Below are 17,785 nucleotides of genomic sequence, written 5' to 3' on the forward strand. Positions count from 1 at the left end.
AAAACAAAATATGATTCACATTAAAAGGGAGGAAAACATGATGAATCACAAAAAACTGACCGCGGCAGTATTGAGTATCGTTACTGCTGCAACTTCACTGTGTGCGGCTGTTCCCGTAAATGCGGCTGATACAGAGCCTGTACAGGAATTCTGCGCACCTATCAGCGAGGTAGTCAATGACTCAGGTCTTGATGTTGACTATGCCCGTGCACTTCAGTATTCGCTCTATTTCTATGACGCTAATATGTGCGGCGATACTGCCGAAAGAGACAGCCGTCTTTCATGGCGCGGAGACTGCCACACCTATGATGCTCACGTTCCTATGATACCATGGGACAAGGAGACAAATAAGCAGAGCAAGGGCGGTACTAACCTTTCTGCTTCATTCATGGAAAAATACAAGGACGTTCTCGATCCTGACGGCGACGGCACTATCGACGTTGCAGGCGGCTTCCATGACGCAGGTGACCACGTTGAATTCGGTATGCCTGAGAACTATTCGGCTGCTACACTTGGCTGGGATTACTATGAATTCCGCGATGTATTCAAGAAGCTTGGTCAGGACGATCATATGGAGACTATTCTCCGTCACTTCAATGATTACCTTATGAAGTGTACATTCCGCGATAAGGACGGCACTGTTATTGCACACTGCTATCAGGTAGGCGACGGTAATATCGACCACGCTATCTGGAACAGCCCTGAGGTAGATACTATGCCTCGTCCTGCATTCTTCCTCACAGCTGAAAAGCCGCAGACAGACTATGTTGTTTCTGCCTGTGCTGCACTGGCTATCAACTACCTTAACTTCAAGGATACCGATGCGGAGTATGCTGAAAAGTCACTGGACTATGCAAAGGCTCTCTGGAAGTTCGCTAACGATAACGATAAGGAGCTTTCCGATAACGCAGACGGTCCGGGAGCATTCTACGGCTCAACAAAGTGGGAAGATGACTACTGCTGGGCTGCTGCATGGATGTACCTTGCAACAGGTGACGAAAGCGTGTTTGATTACGCTGTAAAGATATTCGATTATTATGCTCCTTCAGGCTGGTGCTACTGCTGGAACGATATGTGGAGCGGTGCAGGCGTTATGTGGGCAGCTATAAATCAGGAGCACCCTGAGCTTGATCTTGTTCAGAAGATCAGAGATGCGCAGGGCAAGAACCAGTACGTATTCGATGATTTCTGGGACGACGACTGTGTAGGCAAGTGCCTTAAAACATGGAAACAGCTCGAAACAAAGGGCGGCTTTGCATACCTCAACCAGTGGGGAAGCTGCCGTTACAATACTGCTATGCAGATGATCTGCCTTGTTTACGACAAGTATAAGAACAACGGCAAGCCAAGCGAGTGGAGCGAATGGGCTAAGAAGCAGATGGATTACGTTCTTGGCGTAAATGATGTAACATATAAGGAAACTGCAAAGCAGACTGTTCTTGCAGGCAGAAACGGTACTCACGGACCAAGAGCATTTATCGTAGGTTACAACGACAATGCTGTAAAGAATCCTCACCACCGTGCTGCTTCGGGACTTCTCATGGCAGAAGACGCACGTGAGCAGAAGCACATCCTCTGGGGCGCTCTTGCAGGCGGTCCTGACGGAAGTGACGGACACAGCGACAGCACAAACGACTGGGTAGAGAACGAGGTAACAATCGACTACAACGCTTGTCTCCCGGGTGCAGCAGCAGGTCTCTATGCGCTTTACGGCACACCTGAGATGGCTGTAACTCCTGACTTCCCACCTGCTGATGAGAAGAGAGTTTACGGTTCAAACGGCAGCGAAGGCGGCGGAAGCGGCTACTGGATCGAAGCTTGCGGCGTTGACAAGCCGAACCTCAACGGTGACGGCTCAGGTACTACACAGGTATCCTTCAAGGTCCTCACAGGCGAAAGCAAGCCTTCAAAGAATATCTCAGTACGTTATTTCTTCAACATAAAGGAAATGGCTAAGGGCATCGACGGACTCGGCGAAGTTCGTGAGCTTTACGATCAGGCATTTACAGAAGACGGTGAAGGTGCTAACGGCGTTCTCACAGGTCCTTTCAAGTATGACAAGGTAGCTGATACATACTATGTTGAGATCACATGGGACGGCTATGTAATTGCAAACTCAGGCAAGAAGTATCAGTTTGATCTGGGTATGTACTACGGTGATATCTGGGATCCTTCAAATGACTGGAGCTATGAAGGCCTTAAAATAGGTAAGAGCGAGGACTTCTTCGCTGTTGATGATCCGCCGGAGACACGTACAGATCATATGTGTGTTTACGATAACGGCGTTCTCGTAGGCGGTATCGAGCCTGACGGTTCAAAGCCTGCCGAGAAGGAGCCTGCAACTACAACTACTACAACAAAGCCTGTAGTAACAACTACAACTACTACAAAGCCTGTTACAGTAACTTCTGCATCTACCACAACATCAGCTCCAACGGTAACAACTGCTGTTTCAGAGGAAAATGATGTCAAGGTAACACTTGCAGGTGACGTTAACTGCGACGGTCAGGTAGATATGTCCGATATCGTTCTTATCATGCAGTCTCTTGCAAATCCTAACAAGTACGGACTCAAGGGTTCAGACAAGAACCATATTTCCGAACAGGGACAGGCAAACGGTGACGTTGACAAGAGCAGCAAGGGCATCACATCAAATGATGCGCTCAAGATTCAGGAATACCTGCTCAAGAAGGTTGCATCACTTTAATATCAAAACAGAAAGCGGCTCATTCGAGCCGCTTTTAATTTGTATAACAGGAGTAATTTATGGATACTTGACCTGAGATGTTGATATGGTGTATAATTGATGCAAAGACAGTCAATGCTTTCCATGAGGTGATGTTATGAATAAGCCATCATGGAGAATAATGGCGGCAGGACTTATACTTACTATACTTATTTCAAATATGAGCAGCTTCATCAGTGACGGAATAAAGCTGGAAGAACTCCGCGGCAGTGTACTTCGGCTTCATATACTTGCAAATTCCGACAGCGCTGAGGATCAGCGGCTCAAGCTTATGGTGCGTGATGAGCTTCTCGGAAGCGGTATGTTCAGCAGTGCAGCTGACCTGAGCGAAGCTGAAAGAATAGCAGAGGAAAAACTTCCCGAGATAGTGCAGACAGCAGAAAAGGTGCTGCGCAGAAACGGCTGCTGTGACAATGTAACGGCAGAGCTTGCAGATGTGGATTTCGACGAAAGGGTATACGGAGATATCACCATGCCTGCGGGACGGTACAGAGCGCTTCGCATTAAAATAGGTACAGCAAATGGTCACAACTGGTGGTGCGTTATGTATCCGCCTCTGTGCCTGCCTGCTGCCTGTGAAATGACTGAGATAGCAGAAGATAAGGACAGTGAAGAGAAAACTGTCACTGATGATAAGGAAGCGGAAGAGGAGTGCTTTGACGAAAAAGAGCTTGATATACTCAAAAAGCCTAAGAAATATAAGCTGAAATTTGCTCTATGGGATAAAATCAAGAGCGTATTTGACTGAGCTATTGTGCAAAACTACAAAATTGAAATGACCGCTTGACATATCTGACGGTATGTTGTATAATATTTGAGTAAACAAAGCAGAACTATGCGTTCTCACCGTCGGGCTATGCTGAAACGGTCAATATATATCGGTTAAACGAGTCATATTTGATGATTCGGATTATTCAGTGTGTATTGGTGAGTGCGGATAATTTCTGCACTCATTTTTGTTTTTAAATTATATTGCTTGGAGGTGCTTGACTATTAGCAAACAGGAACTGCAGATCAACGAAGAGATAAGAGATAAAGAAGTACTCGTAATCGACGCTGAAGGAAAAAAGCTCGGCGTTTTATCCGCCAAAGAAGCACAGCAGATGGCTTTCGATCAGGATCTTGATCTCGTAAAGATCGCTCCGCAGGCAACACCGCCCGTATGCCGTATCATGGATTACGGAAAGTATTGCTTCGAGCAGGCTAAGCGTGAGAAGGAAGCAAGAAAAAATCAGAAGGTAGTTTCTATTAAGGAGATCAGAATGTTCTCTACAATAGATACCCATGACTTTGAAACGAAGGTAAATCAGGCTGTCAAATTTTTAGAGGGCGGCGACAAGCTCAAGGTATCAGTAAGATTCCGTAAAAGAGCTATTGCACATCCCGAACTTGGAAACGAACTGCTTGATCGTTTCAAGGAAGCAGTTTCTGCGGCAGGCACTGTGGATAAGCCGGCTAAAATGGAGGGACGCAGCATAGTAATGTTCGTTTCCCCAAAGGCCGCTAAGTAAGGAGGATCATATAATGGCAAAGGTAAAGGTTAAAACTCACTCGGGCGCAAAGAAGCGTTTTAAGATTACAGGAAGCGGTAAGGTAAAGTATCAGCACACAAACAAGAGACACAGACTTACTCAGAAGGATACTAAGCGCAAGAGAATCGCTCGTAACGCAGGTGTGGCTGACTGCACAAATGCACCTACAATCAAGAAGCTCGTTCCTTATATGTAATCGGAAGCGGATATAGTATCCGCAATGTACCGAGCTATTCCCGTAATTTTAATTTTGGAGGTAAAAGACTATGGCACGTATTAAAGGTGCAATGATGACTCGTAAGAGAAGAAACAAGACTTTAAAGCTTGCTAAGGGCTACTGGGGTTCAAAGAGCAAGCACTTCAAGATGGCTAAGCAGGCCGTAATGAAGTCAGGCAACTATGCATATATCGGAAGAAAGCAGAAGAAGAGACAGTTCAGACAGCTCTGGATCACAAGAATTTCAGCTGCTGCTAAGCTCAACGGCATGAACTACTCAACATTCATGAACGGCTGCAAGAAGGCTGGTATCTCTCTTAACAGAAAGATGCTCTCTGAGATCGCTATCAACGATGCAGCTGGTTTCACAGCAATTGCTGATAAGGCAAAGGCTGCTCTTTAATTGATATAATAAACACGCTTCTTAATTATATTTTAAGAGCGTGTTTTTGTTAATAAAGAATCCATTATACACTGTGCATGACAGGGGCTGAGATAAAGTCTGTCATGCCGTGTATATGAGTTCTGTAAGGCGGTGTTGTACTATTGGAAAACATCATCACTTCAAAAGATAATCCTACTGTCAAGCTGTATCAGAAGCTTTCTTCCTCAAAAAAGGAAAGACTTCAGTACGGCTTATTCGTGTTGGAGGGGCAAAGGATAGTTGAGGACGCTCTTAAAGAAAAAAGCGACATAACTCAGCTCATACTCACTCAGAAGGCGTATGAACGCTTCGGCGAAGAACTTTTACAGGCTGATTTGAGAAACACAAGGACAATTGTCATTTCAAATGAGCTTGGAAACAGGATAGCTTCTACTGACAGTACACAGGGGGTATTTGCCATGTGCAGCATACCCTCAGCTCGCAGCATCAGCAGCATTATCAAAGATAACGGCAAGTATCTCGTGCTCTTCGGATTACAGGATCCGGGAAATGTAGGCATGATGATAAGAACTGCCGATGCACTGGGCATCAGCGGCGTTATAATGTCGGGAAGCTGCGACCTTTACAGTCCGAAGGTGATACGTTCAACTATGGGTTCTGTATTCAGAATTAAGATAGCCATTGAAAATGATGCGGATAAGCTTTTTGAGGAGCTTTCAGGCATCACGACTTCTGCCGCTGTCATAGACAAGGACGCTGTGCCTGTTACCGAATGTAAATTTGAAGGCGCACAGGCTGTATTCATCGGCAACGAGGGTAACGGACTTCCTGCTGATATCGCACAGCGCTGCACAAGAAAGATCATAATCCCTATGCACGGGAATATCAACTCGCTGAATGCCGCAATGGCAGCAGGCATACTTATGTGGGAGCTGAGCAAATAGGCTCACCTCAGTAATATCTTAATAATTAAAAGGAGGCATGACTGTGGACGATGTAAAATACTGGCTTTGGCTTAATATGGTATTCGGTACGGGAAATCACCGTATATGGGAGATAATAAGCTTATACCGTACTGCCGAAAATGCATATGCAGCTCTTACTGACCGTGAGTCTGTGGTCAGCCTTAACGAAAAGGAAATGAAAAATGCAGCTGAGATACCGCTTTCAAATGCCGAGAGCTTTGTTTTTAGCTGTAAAAAACGTGGTATAGGCGTTATTGCATATACTGACCCTGAATATCCGAAGCAGCTTGAGCATATATATAATCCGCCTTCTGTACTTTATTACAAGGGCAATATATCATGTTTGCAGACCAAGCTTACGGTGACGGCTGTAGGTACGCGGAAAGCTACCGCTTACAGCCTTAAAGCCGCAAAGGAGATATGCTCGGAGCTCTCAGCCCGCGGAGCTGTTATAATCAGCGGCTTTGCAATGGGCGTAGATCTTGCCTGTAGTATGGCAGCGGCAGAGATAGGCAGACCTACTGTCTGCGTAATGGGCTGCGGTGTGGATGTGGATTATCCCAAGCAGAATTTTGCATACAGAGATCCCATACTTGCGGCAGGCGGCGTATTCGTATCTGAATTTCCGCCCGGTACACCTCCGATCTCGCCTAATTTTCCAAAGAGAAACAGGATACTTGCTGCTCTCGGAAGAGCAGTGGTAGTCTTTGAAGCAGGAACAAGGAGCGGTTCGCTCATTACTGCAAATCTTGCAGCAGGACAGGGACGTGATGTTCTTTGTCTGCCTCCTGCTGATATATTCAGCGAAGCCTTTGTGGGCAACATAAAGCTGCTTCGTGACGGGGCTATACCAATGTACAGCGCTTCCGATGTTATCGACTGTATAACGTTCAGAAAAAAACAGTATGCTCCTGAGGCAATGCCGAAAAGAGCTGCGGAGCCTGCCGCTGAAAAAACGTTGACAGCTGATGAGATGACCGAGATGATGAAAGTCCTTAACGGCATCTCCGACGAGCCGCCGCATACAAAGCATGAAATTCGTAAAGCCCAGCTGCCTGACAATCTTTCAGAGCAGCAGAGGAAAATAGCAGAAGCCCTTGAAAACGGACCGCTCCATGCGGACGAACTGGCTTCATTACTTGAAATAGATACAGGTGAGCTGATGACTGAGCTTACCGAACTGGAAATATTCGGAACAGTACGTTCACTTCCGGGAAAAATGTATGAACTTATAAGATAAGGGGAAAGATCAATGTCAGATTTAGTCATCGTTGAGTCGCCTGCAAAGGCGAAAACCATTCAGAAATACCTCGGACCGGGCTATGAGGTGATCGCCTCAATGGGCCATGTCCGTGACCTTCCAAAGTCCAAGATGGGTGTTGACAAGGATAACGACTTCAAGCCTCAGTACACTGATATGAAGGGCAAGGAGGATGTTATCAAGGAGCTTAAAAAGCGCGCAAAGAAGTGCGATAAAGTATATCTCGCAACCGACCCTGACCGCGAGGGAGAAGCCATATCATGGCATATAGCGCAGATGCTCAAGCTTGATATGAACGCCGATAACCGTGTGGCTTTCAATGAGATCACCAAGACAGGTGTAAAAAACGGTATGAGCAATCCGCATAAGATAGATGTAGACCTTGTAAACGCTCAGCAGGCAAGACGTATACTTGACCGCCTTGTGGGCTACGAGCTCAGTCCGTTCCTGTGGAAAAAGGTAAAAAGAGGACTTTCGGCAGGCAGAGTCCAGTCTGTTGCTGTACGTCTTGTAGTTGACCGCGAAAACGAGATACGCGCTTTCGTGCCAAAGGAATACTGGTCTATAGACGCAAAATTCACAGCACCTTCATCAAGAAAGGTATTCGATGCTGCTCTCGTAGCTGTTGACGGCGAAAAGCTTGAGATACCGAATCAGGCAGAGGCTGACAACCTTCTTGCCAGACTTGAAAATGCAGAGTATACAGTTACATCTGTAAAGAAGCGTGTCACAAAGAAACAGCCTGCACCGCCTTTCATTACATCTACCTTACAGCAGGAGGCTTCACGTAAGCTCAGCTTCAGTGCAAAGCGTACCATGAAGGCTGCGCAGGAGCTTTACGAAGGTGTTGACGTACAGGGCGTAGGTGCAGTAGGTCTTATCACATATATGAGAACCGACAGTCTGCGTATATCAGACGAGGCTAAGGCAGCTGCTGCCGAATATATCGGAGTAGTTTACGGTAAGGATTATCTGCCGCCCGAGCCAAGAAACTTCAAGACGAAGAACAACGCTCAGGACGCTCACGAAGCTATACGTCCTTCAACTCCCGAGCTTACTCCCGAAAGAGTCAAGGACAGTCTCAGTTCCGACCAGTATAAGCTCTACAAGCTTATATGGGAGCGTTTCATCGCAAGTCAGATGGCAAACGCTCTTCTTGATACGGTGTCTGCCGATATCGAAGCTAACGGCTGTACTTTCAGGGCATCGGGTTATTCCGTAAAGTTTGACGGATTTATGGTGCTTTATGTAGAGTCAAACGATTCCGAAGAGGGCAGCAAGAAGATGCTTCCCGAGCTTAAAGCAGAGGATAAGCTGAAGCTTAAATCCATAGCAGGAAATCAGCATTTTACTCAGCCGCCTCCGCGCTTTACGGAAGCTTCGCTTATCAAAGCACTTGAAGAAAACGGCATAGGCAGACCAAGTACCTATGCTCCTACAATAACTACCATAACCTCACGCCGCTATGTTGAGCATGAGGGCAAGGCTCTGAAACCCACAAATCTGGGCGAAGTTATAACAGAGCTTATGAAAGACCACTTCAAGAAGATAGTTGACGCTAAATTTACAGCGGAAATGGAAAACAATCTCGATGAGGTCGAGCACGGCTCAAAGAACTGGGTAAGTACTCTCCATGAGTTTTACGATGATTTTTCAAAGACTCTGAAAAAGGCTGAAGAAGCTATGGACGGCAAGCGTGTGAAAGTCCCCGATGAAGAGACAGACGTTGTCTGCGAGCTTTGCGGCAGGAATATGGTAATAAAGTACAGCAAGTACGGTAAATTCCTTGCCTGTCCGGGATTCCCCGAGTGCAAGAACACAAAGAAGATAGTTACAGAGGCTGACGGAAGCTGTCCGAGATGCGGAAAGAAGATGCTGCTGAAAAAGTCAAAGAAGGGCAGAAGCTTCTATGGCTGTGAGGGATTCCCCGATTGCAGCTTTATGACATGGAACGTTCCCACAAAGGAGATATGTCCTCAGTGCGGCAAGACTCTGTTTATGAAGGGCGGCAAGTCAGGCAAGCTTGTATGTGAGACTGACGGCTGCGGCTATGAAAGAGAGCTTAAAAAATGAACGATATCGTTAACGTTATAGGTGCAGGACTTGCAGGCTGTGAAGCGGCATGGGCTGTGGCGGAATCAGGGATAAGGGTGCGTCTTTATGAGATGAAGCCCGAGAAGTATTCTCCTGCTCACAAGTACAGCGGCTTTGCGGAGCTTGTATGCTCCAATTCGCTCAAAGCTGCAAGGCTTGAATCGGCTGCGGGACTGCTCAAATACGAAATGGAGCTTCTCGGCTCACTTACAGTGCCATGCGCAAAGGAGAATTCCGTAGAAGCGGGCGGCGCACTGGCTGTTGACCGCGAGAAGTTCTCGGACGCAGTTACGGCAAAGATAAAGTCACACCCTCTTATCGAGGTCATAGGCGGCGAAGTCACAGAGCTGCCCGAGGGAACGACTATCATCGCTACAGGCCCTCTGACACAGGGGGCTATGGCTGATATTATCCGTGGGCTCTGCGGCGAGGGGCTCAGCTTTTACGATGCAGCTGCTCCTATCGTTACTGCAGAGACAATAAATATGGAAAGAGCATTCTACGCTTCACGCTATGACAGAGGCGATGCGGACTATGTTAACTGTCCAATGAACAAGGAGGAATACCTTGCTTTCCATGAAGCTCTTATAAATGCGGAAAAGGTACAGCTCAAGGACTTTGAGACACACCCGTTCAGCGTATATGAGGGCTGTATGCCTATTGAGGAGCTTGCTTCACGCGGAGTTGACACTATGCGCTTCGGACCTATGAAGCCTGTGGGTATAGATGACCCGCGCACAGGCAGGAGACCTTACGCTGTTGTACAGCTGAGAAAAGAGAACTGTGAGGGAACACTTTTCAACCTTGTGGGATTTCAGACAAACCTTAAATTCGGAGAGCAGAAGAGAGTGTTCTCAATGATACCCGGGCTTGAAAATGCCGAGTTCATGCGCTATGGCGTAATGCACAGGAATACCTTCATAAACAGTCCCGAGCTGCTTAACTCTGATTTCTCAATGAGAAGCCGTCCCGAAATATATTTTGCAGGACAGATAACAGGAGTCGAGGGCTATATGGAAAGTGCAGCCAGCGGACTTATAGCAGGTATCGCTGCATCACGCAGACTGAAAGGTCTTGAGCCAATAAAGCTTCCGCTGGATACTATGACAGGGGCACTTTCCCACTATGTCAGTGATCCTTTCAACAGCGGTAATTTCCAGCCAATGGGAGCTAATATGGGGATACTTCCCGATATCGGCGTAAGGATAAAAGACAAAAAGGAACGCTACGGTGCATACGCACAGCGCGCTGTAAATTCGCTGAGAGGAGAGCTTGAAAGAATTGGCGGTAAATGTAATAGTTGATGCATTCGGAGGAGACAACGCTCCTCTTGAAGTAATAAAAGGCTGCGAAAGAGCAGTCCGCGAGCTTGGAGTGAAGATAACGCTTACAGGACGCGAAAAGGAAATAAGGGCTTGTGCCGAGAAAAACGGCATAAGTCTGGGTGGCATAGAAATTGTTCATACCGATGATGTTTTTGATATACATGAAGAACCGAAGGAGATAATCAAATCAGGAAAAAACTCCTCAATGGCAGTTGGTCTTAGTTTGCTTGCTGAGGGAAAGGGCGATGCCTTTGTATCCGCAGGAAGCACAGGAGCACTTGTAATGGGAGCGACCTTCATCGTCAAGCGTATCAAAGGCATTAAGCGGATAGCACCTTCACCTGTACTCCCGGGAGATAAGGGTAATTTCGTACTTATCGACGCAGGAGCAAATACCGAATGCCGTCCCGAAATGCTGGTGCAGTTTGCAGTAATGGGCAGTGCTTATATGGAAAAGGTAATGGGTATAAAGGATCCGAAGGTAGGACTGCTTAATATAGGCTCTGAGGAGACAAAGGGCAGAGACCTTGAAATAGAAGCTTATAAGCTCCTTGAAAAAAGCGGTCTTAACTTTGCAGGCAATATCGAAGCAAGAGAGATGCCGCAGGGAAATGTGCAGGTCGTAGTAACCGATGGATTTACGGGAAATATCGCGCTAAAGCTCTATGAGGGCATGGGCAGCTTCTTCGCTAAAAAGATGAAGTGGATATTCTCGGGGGCAGGTAAGATAGGTGCAATACTTTCAATTGGTAAAATAAAGACATTCCGCAAGCAGATGGATTATAAGGAAGTGGGAGGCTCCGCACTTTTAGGTGTGAAGAAGCCCGTAATAAAAGCACACGGAAGCTCCGACGGTACTGCCTTCTTCAATGCAGTAAGACAGGCAAAGCGCTGTGTCGAGGGCGATGTCGCAGGAGTCATAGAGAGCTATGTAGCTCGTACAGCTTCTGCGGACGAGGAGTGATATCATGGAAAATTTAGAAAGATTTGAGGAAATAATAGGCTATAAATTCAAAAACATACAGCTCCTGAAGCAGGCGCTGTCTCACTCATCATACGCAAACGAAAAGAAGATGCCCAGCGGCAGCAATGAGAGACTTGAATTTCTCGGTGACAGCGTACTTTCTATCGTTGTATCGGATTTTCTCTATAAAAATCTCAACGTTGCAGAGGGCGAGCTGACAAAGATGAGAGCTTCACTTGTATGCGAAAAGTCTCTCCATATATTTGCACAGAAGATAGAACTTGGCACTTTCCTCCGTCTTGGAAAGGGCGAGGAGAATACAGGTGGCAGAGAGCGTCCTTCCATACTTGCAGACGCTTTTGAAGCAGTTATTGCCGCTATATACCTTGACGGCGGTATGGAGCCTGCGGCAAAGCACATACTCCGCTTCATGCCGAAGGATATACGTCATGCAAAGAAGCCTGTATTCAACGATTTCAAGACGGTTTTGCAGGAGGTAGTCCAGAAAAACCCCGAGGAAAAGGTAGAATATGTGCTTATCGGCGAGGAAGGTCCAGATCACAACAAGCGTTTTGTAGTCGAGGTATGCCTTAACGATCAGGTCATAGGCAAGGGAAAGGGCAAGAGCAAGAAGGAAGCCGAGCAGCTTGCTGCAAAGGAAGCTCTCGAACTTATGGGCTATGAAGCACAGTAACATATCCGTTTTTATACCGCACATAGGCTGTCCGCATCAGTGCAGCTTCTGCGATCAGCGTACAATAAGCGGCGCACAGCATGCTCCCGACGGAAATGAAGTCAGGGAGATATGCTCAAAGGCACTGAGCGAGGTAAGAGAGCCCGGGAATACCGAGATAGCCTTTTTCGGCGGCAGCTTTACAGCTGTTCCCCGTGATTATATGATCGAGCTTCTCACAGCGGCATCTGAGTTCGTAGGCGAGGGAAAATTCAGTGGCATACGCTGTTCCACCCGTCCCGACTGCATCAGTCATGAAGTCCTTGAAATACTGAAAAAGTACGGCGTCATAGCAATAGAGCTTGGAGCACAGTCAATGGACGATAAAGTCCTTGAAGCAAACGAGCGCGGACACAGTGCGCAGGACGTTTCGGAAGCAAGCAGGCTTATAAAGTCCTGCGGCTTTGAACTGGGTTTGCAGATGATGACGGGACTGTATAAAAGCACCCGTGAAAGTGATATCGCCACAGCAGATGCAATAATCGGCATTTGTCCCGATACTGTCAGGATATATCCTGTGGTAGTCCTTGACGGCACAAAGCTTGCGGATTATTACCGCAGGGGCGAATACAGAATGATGCCCCTTGATGATATGGTGGAGCTGTGTGCAGAGCTACTCGAAAAATTTGAGAAAAATGGCATAAGGGTTATAAAATGCGGACTTCATGCATCGGAATTTGTGGAGCATGACATGGTGGCAGGTTATTATCACCCTGCATTCCGTGAACTGTGCGAGAGCAGGATATACCTTAAAAAGATAGAAGAATACGCAGAAAACTGCGGATATATCCGTATCGCCGTACCCGCAGGGGATATAAGCAAGGCGGTCGGACATAAAAAAAGCAATATTACATATATGAAGTCAAAGGGCGTGGAGGTGAAGATAGTTCCCTCAGCCGATGACAAAATTGAAATTATCGAACGGCGGTGAATGAATGTACCTGAAATCACTTGAAATACAGGGCTTTAAGTCCTTTCCTGATAAGATAAGCCTTACCTTTGACAAGGGACTTACCGCAGTTGTCGGACCTAACGGAAGCGGCAAGAGCAATATCGGTGACTCGGTACGCTGGGTACTTGGTGAACAGTCCACAAAGACTCTCCGCGGAAATAAAATGGAAGATGTAATCTTCTCGGGTACTGTTGCGCGAAAGCCTATGGGATTTGCCGCAGTTACGCTGAATATAGACAATTCAGACAATACTCTTCCCGATATCGGTGATGAAGTTGCGGTAACACGTAAGCTTTACAGAAGCGGTGAGAGCGAGTACCTTATCAATGGAAAGTCCTGCCGATTAAAGGACATAAATGAGCTGTTTATGGACACCGGTCTGGGACGCGATGGCTACTCTATAATCGGACAGGGACGAATTGCCGAGATAGTCGGTGCAAAAAGCTCTGAACGCCGTGATATTTTTGAAGAGGCGGCAGGTATCTCAAAGTTCAGATACAAGAAGCTTGAAGCTGAGAGAAAGCTTACAGCCGCACAGGAAAATCTTCTTCGTCTGACGGATATACTCACCGAGCTTGAAGGCAGAGTCGAGCCGCTGCGTATACAGTCACAGAAGGCAGAGAAGTTCATAAAGCTTGCAGAGGAGCGAAAAAAGCTTGAAATATCCGTCTGGGTGACAAAGCTGGACGAGATGAAGGTAAAGCTTGATGAGCTGGAAAGCAAGATACTTATAAGCAAGAACGAATACGAGAACGTTGAAAACGACATTCAGCGCGAGGAGCAGAAAATAGCAGACGGTATACGCAAGATGCAGGAAAGCACAATGCGCGCCGATGAGCTCCGCCGCAAAATGCTGGAGGAGGAGCAAACGGCTTCGGAAATGAAGTCGGGCATAGCCGTTCTCGAAAATGATATAAAGCACTGTAATGAAGCAGTTGAAGCTGCTCAGAAGAATATAGATAATGCCGAGGAAGCTAAAAAAGCTCTTGAAAACGAGCGAAAAGCAGCTGAGGATAAGCTTGCGGAGCTTGAAGAGCAGAAAAAGGCACTTGAAGCTGAGATAAAGGAAGCTGAGGAAAGCTTCCGCAAGGCTGAGAGCGAAAGCTCAAAGCTTGGCGACTCGGTTGACAAGGCAGGCAGCGAGATAAACGGACTCTACATCAAGCAGAGCGAGTACCGTTTCGCAATAGAGTCCTCAAAGCAGACCGTAGCCGAGCAGACTGCAAGGCTTGCAGAGCTTCGTGAGAGCAGCGGCGACCTCGGACAGAAGCTCAAAGAGTACGAATCACAGACCGAGAGCGTAAAGGCAGATGCTGAAAATAACAAGGTTAAAGCCGAAGAGATACGCAATAAGCTCAGCGGACTGGAAAGACTTTTCAAGTCGCGCAGAGAGGGCTTCGAGCAGGCGAAAAACGACTTTGAACGCGCTCTTTATGAGCTGAAAGACAAACAGCAGAGACGTAAGATACTCACCGATCTTGAAAACAATATGGAGGGCTTTGCAGGAAGCGTCAAGCAGGTGCTGAAAGCTTCAAAGCAGGGACGTATCGGCGGTATCTTCGGCACTGTGACACAGAATATAAGCGTCGAGCCCGAGTACGCAGTGGCTGTTGAAACAGCTCTCGGCGGTGCTATGCAGAATATCATCGTTGAAAACGAAGATATAGCAAAACGCTGTATCCGCTTCCTGAAAGAGCAGAAGGCAGGCCGTGCAACATTCCTGCCCATAACCTCTGTAAAGGGCTATGAGCTCAAGGAGCAGGGACTTGAAAACTGCGAGGGCTTTGTTGCCAATGCCAACAAAATAGTAAAGTACGATCCGAAGTTCAGCGGCATCATAGCCTCATTGCTTGGACGTATAGTAATTGCTGAGGACATCGACACAGCTACTCTTATCGCAAAGAAGTACGGCTACAAGTTCAGGATAGTAACTCTTGACGGTCAGGTCATAAACGCAGGCGGTTCGTTCACAGGTGGTTCTGCACAGCGTTCGGGCGGTATCATAACCCGTAAGAACGAGATAGACACCCTTGATGCGGAGATAGAAAAGCTTGAATCCGAGCGCGATGTACTGCGCGAAAAGGCAGAAAAGCTCCGTGCCGAGTCCGAAAAGCTCAGATTTGACACAGAGGCAGCCAAGGAAGAGCAGACAAACTGCGAGGCAGAGAGAGTACGCCTTGAAGCAGAGCTGAACAGTCTTGCTTCACTTGCAGAGCAGTTCCGCGCACAGTCTGAAAACTCAGAGAAGCTCAAGACTGAAACAGAGCAGAGGATAGAAGCTGCAAAGCAGAATATCGAGGACTCTGAAAAGGCACTTGCCGACACCGATGAGGAGATACGCGTTGCTGAGGAAAAGCTTGCTCAGGGACAGGATATCCGCGAAAAGCTGAGATTGCAGAGAGCAGAGCTTTCCGACAAGCTCTCACAGCTCAAGATCAGGGGCATGGAGCTTGCAAAGGACGTTCAGGCTCAGGAGCTTGAAATAACCCGCATCAACAGACGTGCTGAGGAGCTTAAATACGGCGCTCATCAGTATGAAGAGGAAATATTCAGACAGCAGGAACTTATCGGTCAGAAGAATGCCGAGATAGAAGAGCTGAAACAGAAGCTTGCTGATTTCAAGGACAATACTGCATCTTATAATGCTGAGATACAGCGTTGCCATGCAACTCATACCGAGCAGAACAGACTCGTAAACGAGATGCAGAACGGTCTGAAAGCAATAAATGACGCAAAGGAAAAGCTGTCGGCTGAGGTCACAAGACTTGAAGAACGCCGCGAGACCGTGTGCCGTGATACAGATAATATCATAAGGCAGCTTATGGAGGTCTACGAGCTCACACGTTCCGAGGCTGTTGCCATGGCTGAGAAAATCGATGATATGATAGCTGCACAGGCAGAGCTCACGACAATAAAGAACAAGATACGCGCCCTCGGAAGCGTTAACGTAGACGCTATCGAGGAGTATAAGGAAGTATCCGAGCGTTACCGCTTTATGTCGGAGCAGATAGCAGATGTCCAGAAGTCAAAGGCAGAGCTTGAAAAGATAATCACAGACCTTACTGCCGAAATGTGCAGGATATTCTCGGAAAGCTTTGCTATAATCAATTCCAACTTCAAGAGCATATTCGTAGAGCTTTTCGGCGGCGGAAAGGCAGAGCTCATACTCACCGATCCCGAAAACGTACTTGAATCGGGCATAGAGATAAGCGTTGCGCCTCCCGGAAAGGTCATCAAGAACCTTATCTCGCTTTCGGGCGGAGAGCAGTCCTTTGTTGCCATAGCAATTTACTTCGCTATTCTGAAGCTCAGACCTGCGCCCTTCTGTATACTCGATGAGATAGACGCAGCTCTTGATGAAGTAAACGTAAGGAAATACGCACAGTATCTGAAAAAATTCACCGACACCACCCAGTTCGTGCTTGTTACTCACAGAAGAAGCGCGATGGAAGAAGCAAATGTGCTTTACGGTGTTACCATGCAGGAGGACGGAATATCCAAGCTCCTTAAAATGGAACAGGTGGATTTCCAGGAGGACGTTGCTGATATTCAGTAAGGTGTCACATTTTGATATTTTGATATGTTATATAATATAGATCATGTTTGGAGGATATAATGGGACTTTTTTCTAAAATTGCCAGCGGTCTCAGAAAGACCAAGGATTTCCTTTTCGGAGGTATCCAGAGAGTACTCAACTCATTTACCGTAATTGATGAAGAACTTTTCGACCAGCTTGAAGAGCAGATGATAATGAGCGATATCGGCGTTGAGACTTCTGAGGAGATATGCGACAGACTCCGCAAGAAGATCAAGGAGCGCGGTATAACCGACCCTAAGGAGATAATGGGACTTATTCATGAAGTCATCTCCGAGATAATGGGCGATGATACAGGACTTGACCTTTCTGTATCACCTGCTGTTATCATGGTCATAGGTGTAAACGGAGCAGGTAAAACAACAACTATCGGCAAGCTCTGCCATCAGTTCAAGCAGGAGGGCAAGAAAGTCCTTGTTGCTGCTGCTGATACCTTCCGTGCAGCTGCTATAGATCAGCTTGAGATATGGACTCAGAGAGCAGGCGTTGACATAGTAAAGCACGCAGAGGGCTCTGACCCGGGAGCTGTAGTATATGATGCACTTGAAGCTGCAAAGGCAAGAGAGTGCGATGTAGTCGTTATCGACACCGCAGGACGACTCCACAACAAGAAGAACCTTATGGAGGAGCTCAAAAAGATAAACCGTATCATCGACACAAAGGCAGGAGAGTGCTCACGTGAGATACTCCTTGTGCTTGATGCCACAACAGGACAGAATGCGGTAAATCAGGCTAAACTTTTCAGCGAGACAGCACCTATCACAGGTATCGTTCTCACAAAGCTTGACGGTACAGCAAAGGGCGGTATCGTTATCTCAATAAAGAACGAGCTTGGAATACCGGTTAAGCTCATAGGCGTAGGCGAAAAGATAGACGACTTGCAGCCATTTGACAGCAATATGTTCGTTGATGCTCTCTTTGCTTCACCTGAGCAGCTCGAAGAGCTCGCAGAAGAGGAAGAAGCTGCCGAGGCATACGATGAAGATGAATACGAGGAAGAGACAGGGGATGACAAC

General features: G+C 47.1%; 13 protein-coding genes and 1 pseudogene. All 14 read left to right on the forward strand.

All coding sequences use genetic code 11. From position 1 onward, the window contains the following. The first annotated feature begins 37 nt into the window (after window positions 1-37). Window positions 38-2,707 carry a glycoside hydrolase family 9 protein gene (locus L870_RS17925; protein WP_162148455.1) on the forward strand — a complete coding sequence of 890 codons (2,670 nt, stop codon included), beginning with the start codon at window positions 38-40 and terminating at the stop codon, window positions 2,705-2,707. Window positions 2,708-2,843: 136 nt separating this feature from the next. Next, window positions 2,844-3,494, forward strand: coding sequence for a stage II sporulation protein R (locus L870_RS17930; RefSeq protein WP_051411593.1), 651 nt, complete (start codon window positions 2,844-2,846; stop codon window positions 3,492-3,494). A gap of 238 nt (window positions 3,495-3,732) precedes the next feature. Continuing rightward, window positions 3,733-4,257, forward strand: coding sequence for a translation initiation factor IF-3 (gene infC / locus L870_RS0114360; RefSeq protein ID WP_028518730.1), 525 nt, complete (start codon window positions 3,733-3,735; stop codon window positions 4,255-4,257). A 13-nt stretch (window positions 4,258-4,270) separates the two neighbouring features. After that, entirely contained in the window at window positions 4,271-4,474 is a 204-nt protein-coding gene (gene rpmI, locus L870_RS0114365; RefSeq protein WP_019678115.1) for a 50S ribosomal protein L35, read from the forward strand. A 70-nt stretch (window positions 4,475-4,544) separates the two neighbouring features. Next, window positions 4,545-4,898, forward strand: coding sequence for a 50S ribosomal protein L20 (gene rplT, locus L870_RS0114370; protein ID WP_019678114.1), 354 nt, complete (start codon window positions 4,545-4,547; stop codon window positions 4,896-4,898). A 143-nt stretch (window positions 4,899-5,041) separates the two neighbouring features. Continuing rightward, window positions 5,042-5,824 (forward strand): TrmH family RNA methyltransferase, encoded by a 783-nt coding sequence (locus tag L870_RS0114375; protein ID WP_028518731.1) that lies wholly within the window; start codon window positions 5,042-5,044, stop codon window positions 5,822-5,824. Window positions 5,825-5,861: 37 nt separating this feature from the next. Beyond that, entirely contained in the window at window positions 5,862-7,085 is a 1,224-nt protein-coding gene (dprA, locus tag L870_RS0114380) for a DNA-processing protein DprA (protein WP_242836522.1), read from the forward strand. Between the two features lie 12 nt (window positions 7,086-7,097). Further along, the gene (gene topA / locus L870_RS0114385) at window positions 7,098-9,179 is read left to right on the forward strand and encodes a type I DNA topoisomerase (protein WP_028518733.1); all 2,082 of its coding nucleotides are present in this window, start codon (window positions 7,098-7,100) and stop codon (window positions 9,177-9,179) included. Beyond that, a complete protein-coding gene (gene trmFO / locus L870_RS0114390) occupies window positions 9,176-10,504 on the forward strand; it encodes a methylenetetrahydrofolate--tRNA-(uracil(54)-C(5))-methyltransferase (FADH(2)-oxidizing) TrmFO (protein ID WP_028518734.1) in 1,329 nt (442 codons plus the stop codon). The genes topA and trmFO overlap by 4 nt, the downstream gene beginning before the upstream one ends. After that, complete coding sequence (gene plsX / locus L870_RS0114395) at window positions 10,482-11,489, forward strand: phosphate acyltransferase PlsX (RefSeq protein WP_028518735.1); 1,008 nt, start codon at window positions 10,482-10,484, stop codon at window positions 11,487-11,489. The genes trmFO and plsX overlap by 23 nt, the downstream gene beginning before the upstream one ends. Before the next feature lie 4 nt (window positions 11,490-11,493). Further along, the gene (rnc, locus tag L870_RS0114400; RefSeq protein ID WP_028518736.1) at window positions 11,494-12,183 is read left to right on the forward strand and encodes a ribonuclease III; all 690 of its coding nucleotides are present in this window, start codon (window positions 11,494-11,496) and stop codon (window positions 12,181-12,183) included. Beyond that, entirely contained in the window at window positions 12,137-13,153 is a 1,017-nt protein-coding gene (locus L870_RS0114405; RefSeq protein ID WP_242836523.1) for an elongator complex protein 3, read from the forward strand. The genes rnc and L870_RS0114405 overlap by 47 nt, the downstream gene beginning before the upstream one ends. Window positions 13,154-13,157: 4 nt before the next feature. Further along, window positions 13,158-16,730 carry a chromosome segregation protein SMC gene (gene smc, locus L870_RS0114410; protein ID WP_028518738.1) on the forward strand — a complete coding sequence of 1,191 codons (3,573 nt, stop codon included), beginning with the start codon at window positions 13,158-13,160 and terminating at the stop codon, window positions 16,728-16,730. 59 nt (window positions 16,731-16,789) lie between these two features. Further along, a pseudogene (gene ftsY / locus L870_RS17935) lies at window positions 16,790-17,689 on the forward strand (signal recognition particle-docking protein FtsY); the annotation flags it as partial. Window positions 17,690-17,785 lie beyond the last annotated feature (96 nt).

Source organism: Ruminococcus flavefaciens ATCC 19208, assembly GCF_000518765.1.
GTDB lineage: Bacteria > Bacillota > Clostridia > Oscillospirales > Ruminococcaceae > Ruminococcus > Ruminococcus flavefaciens.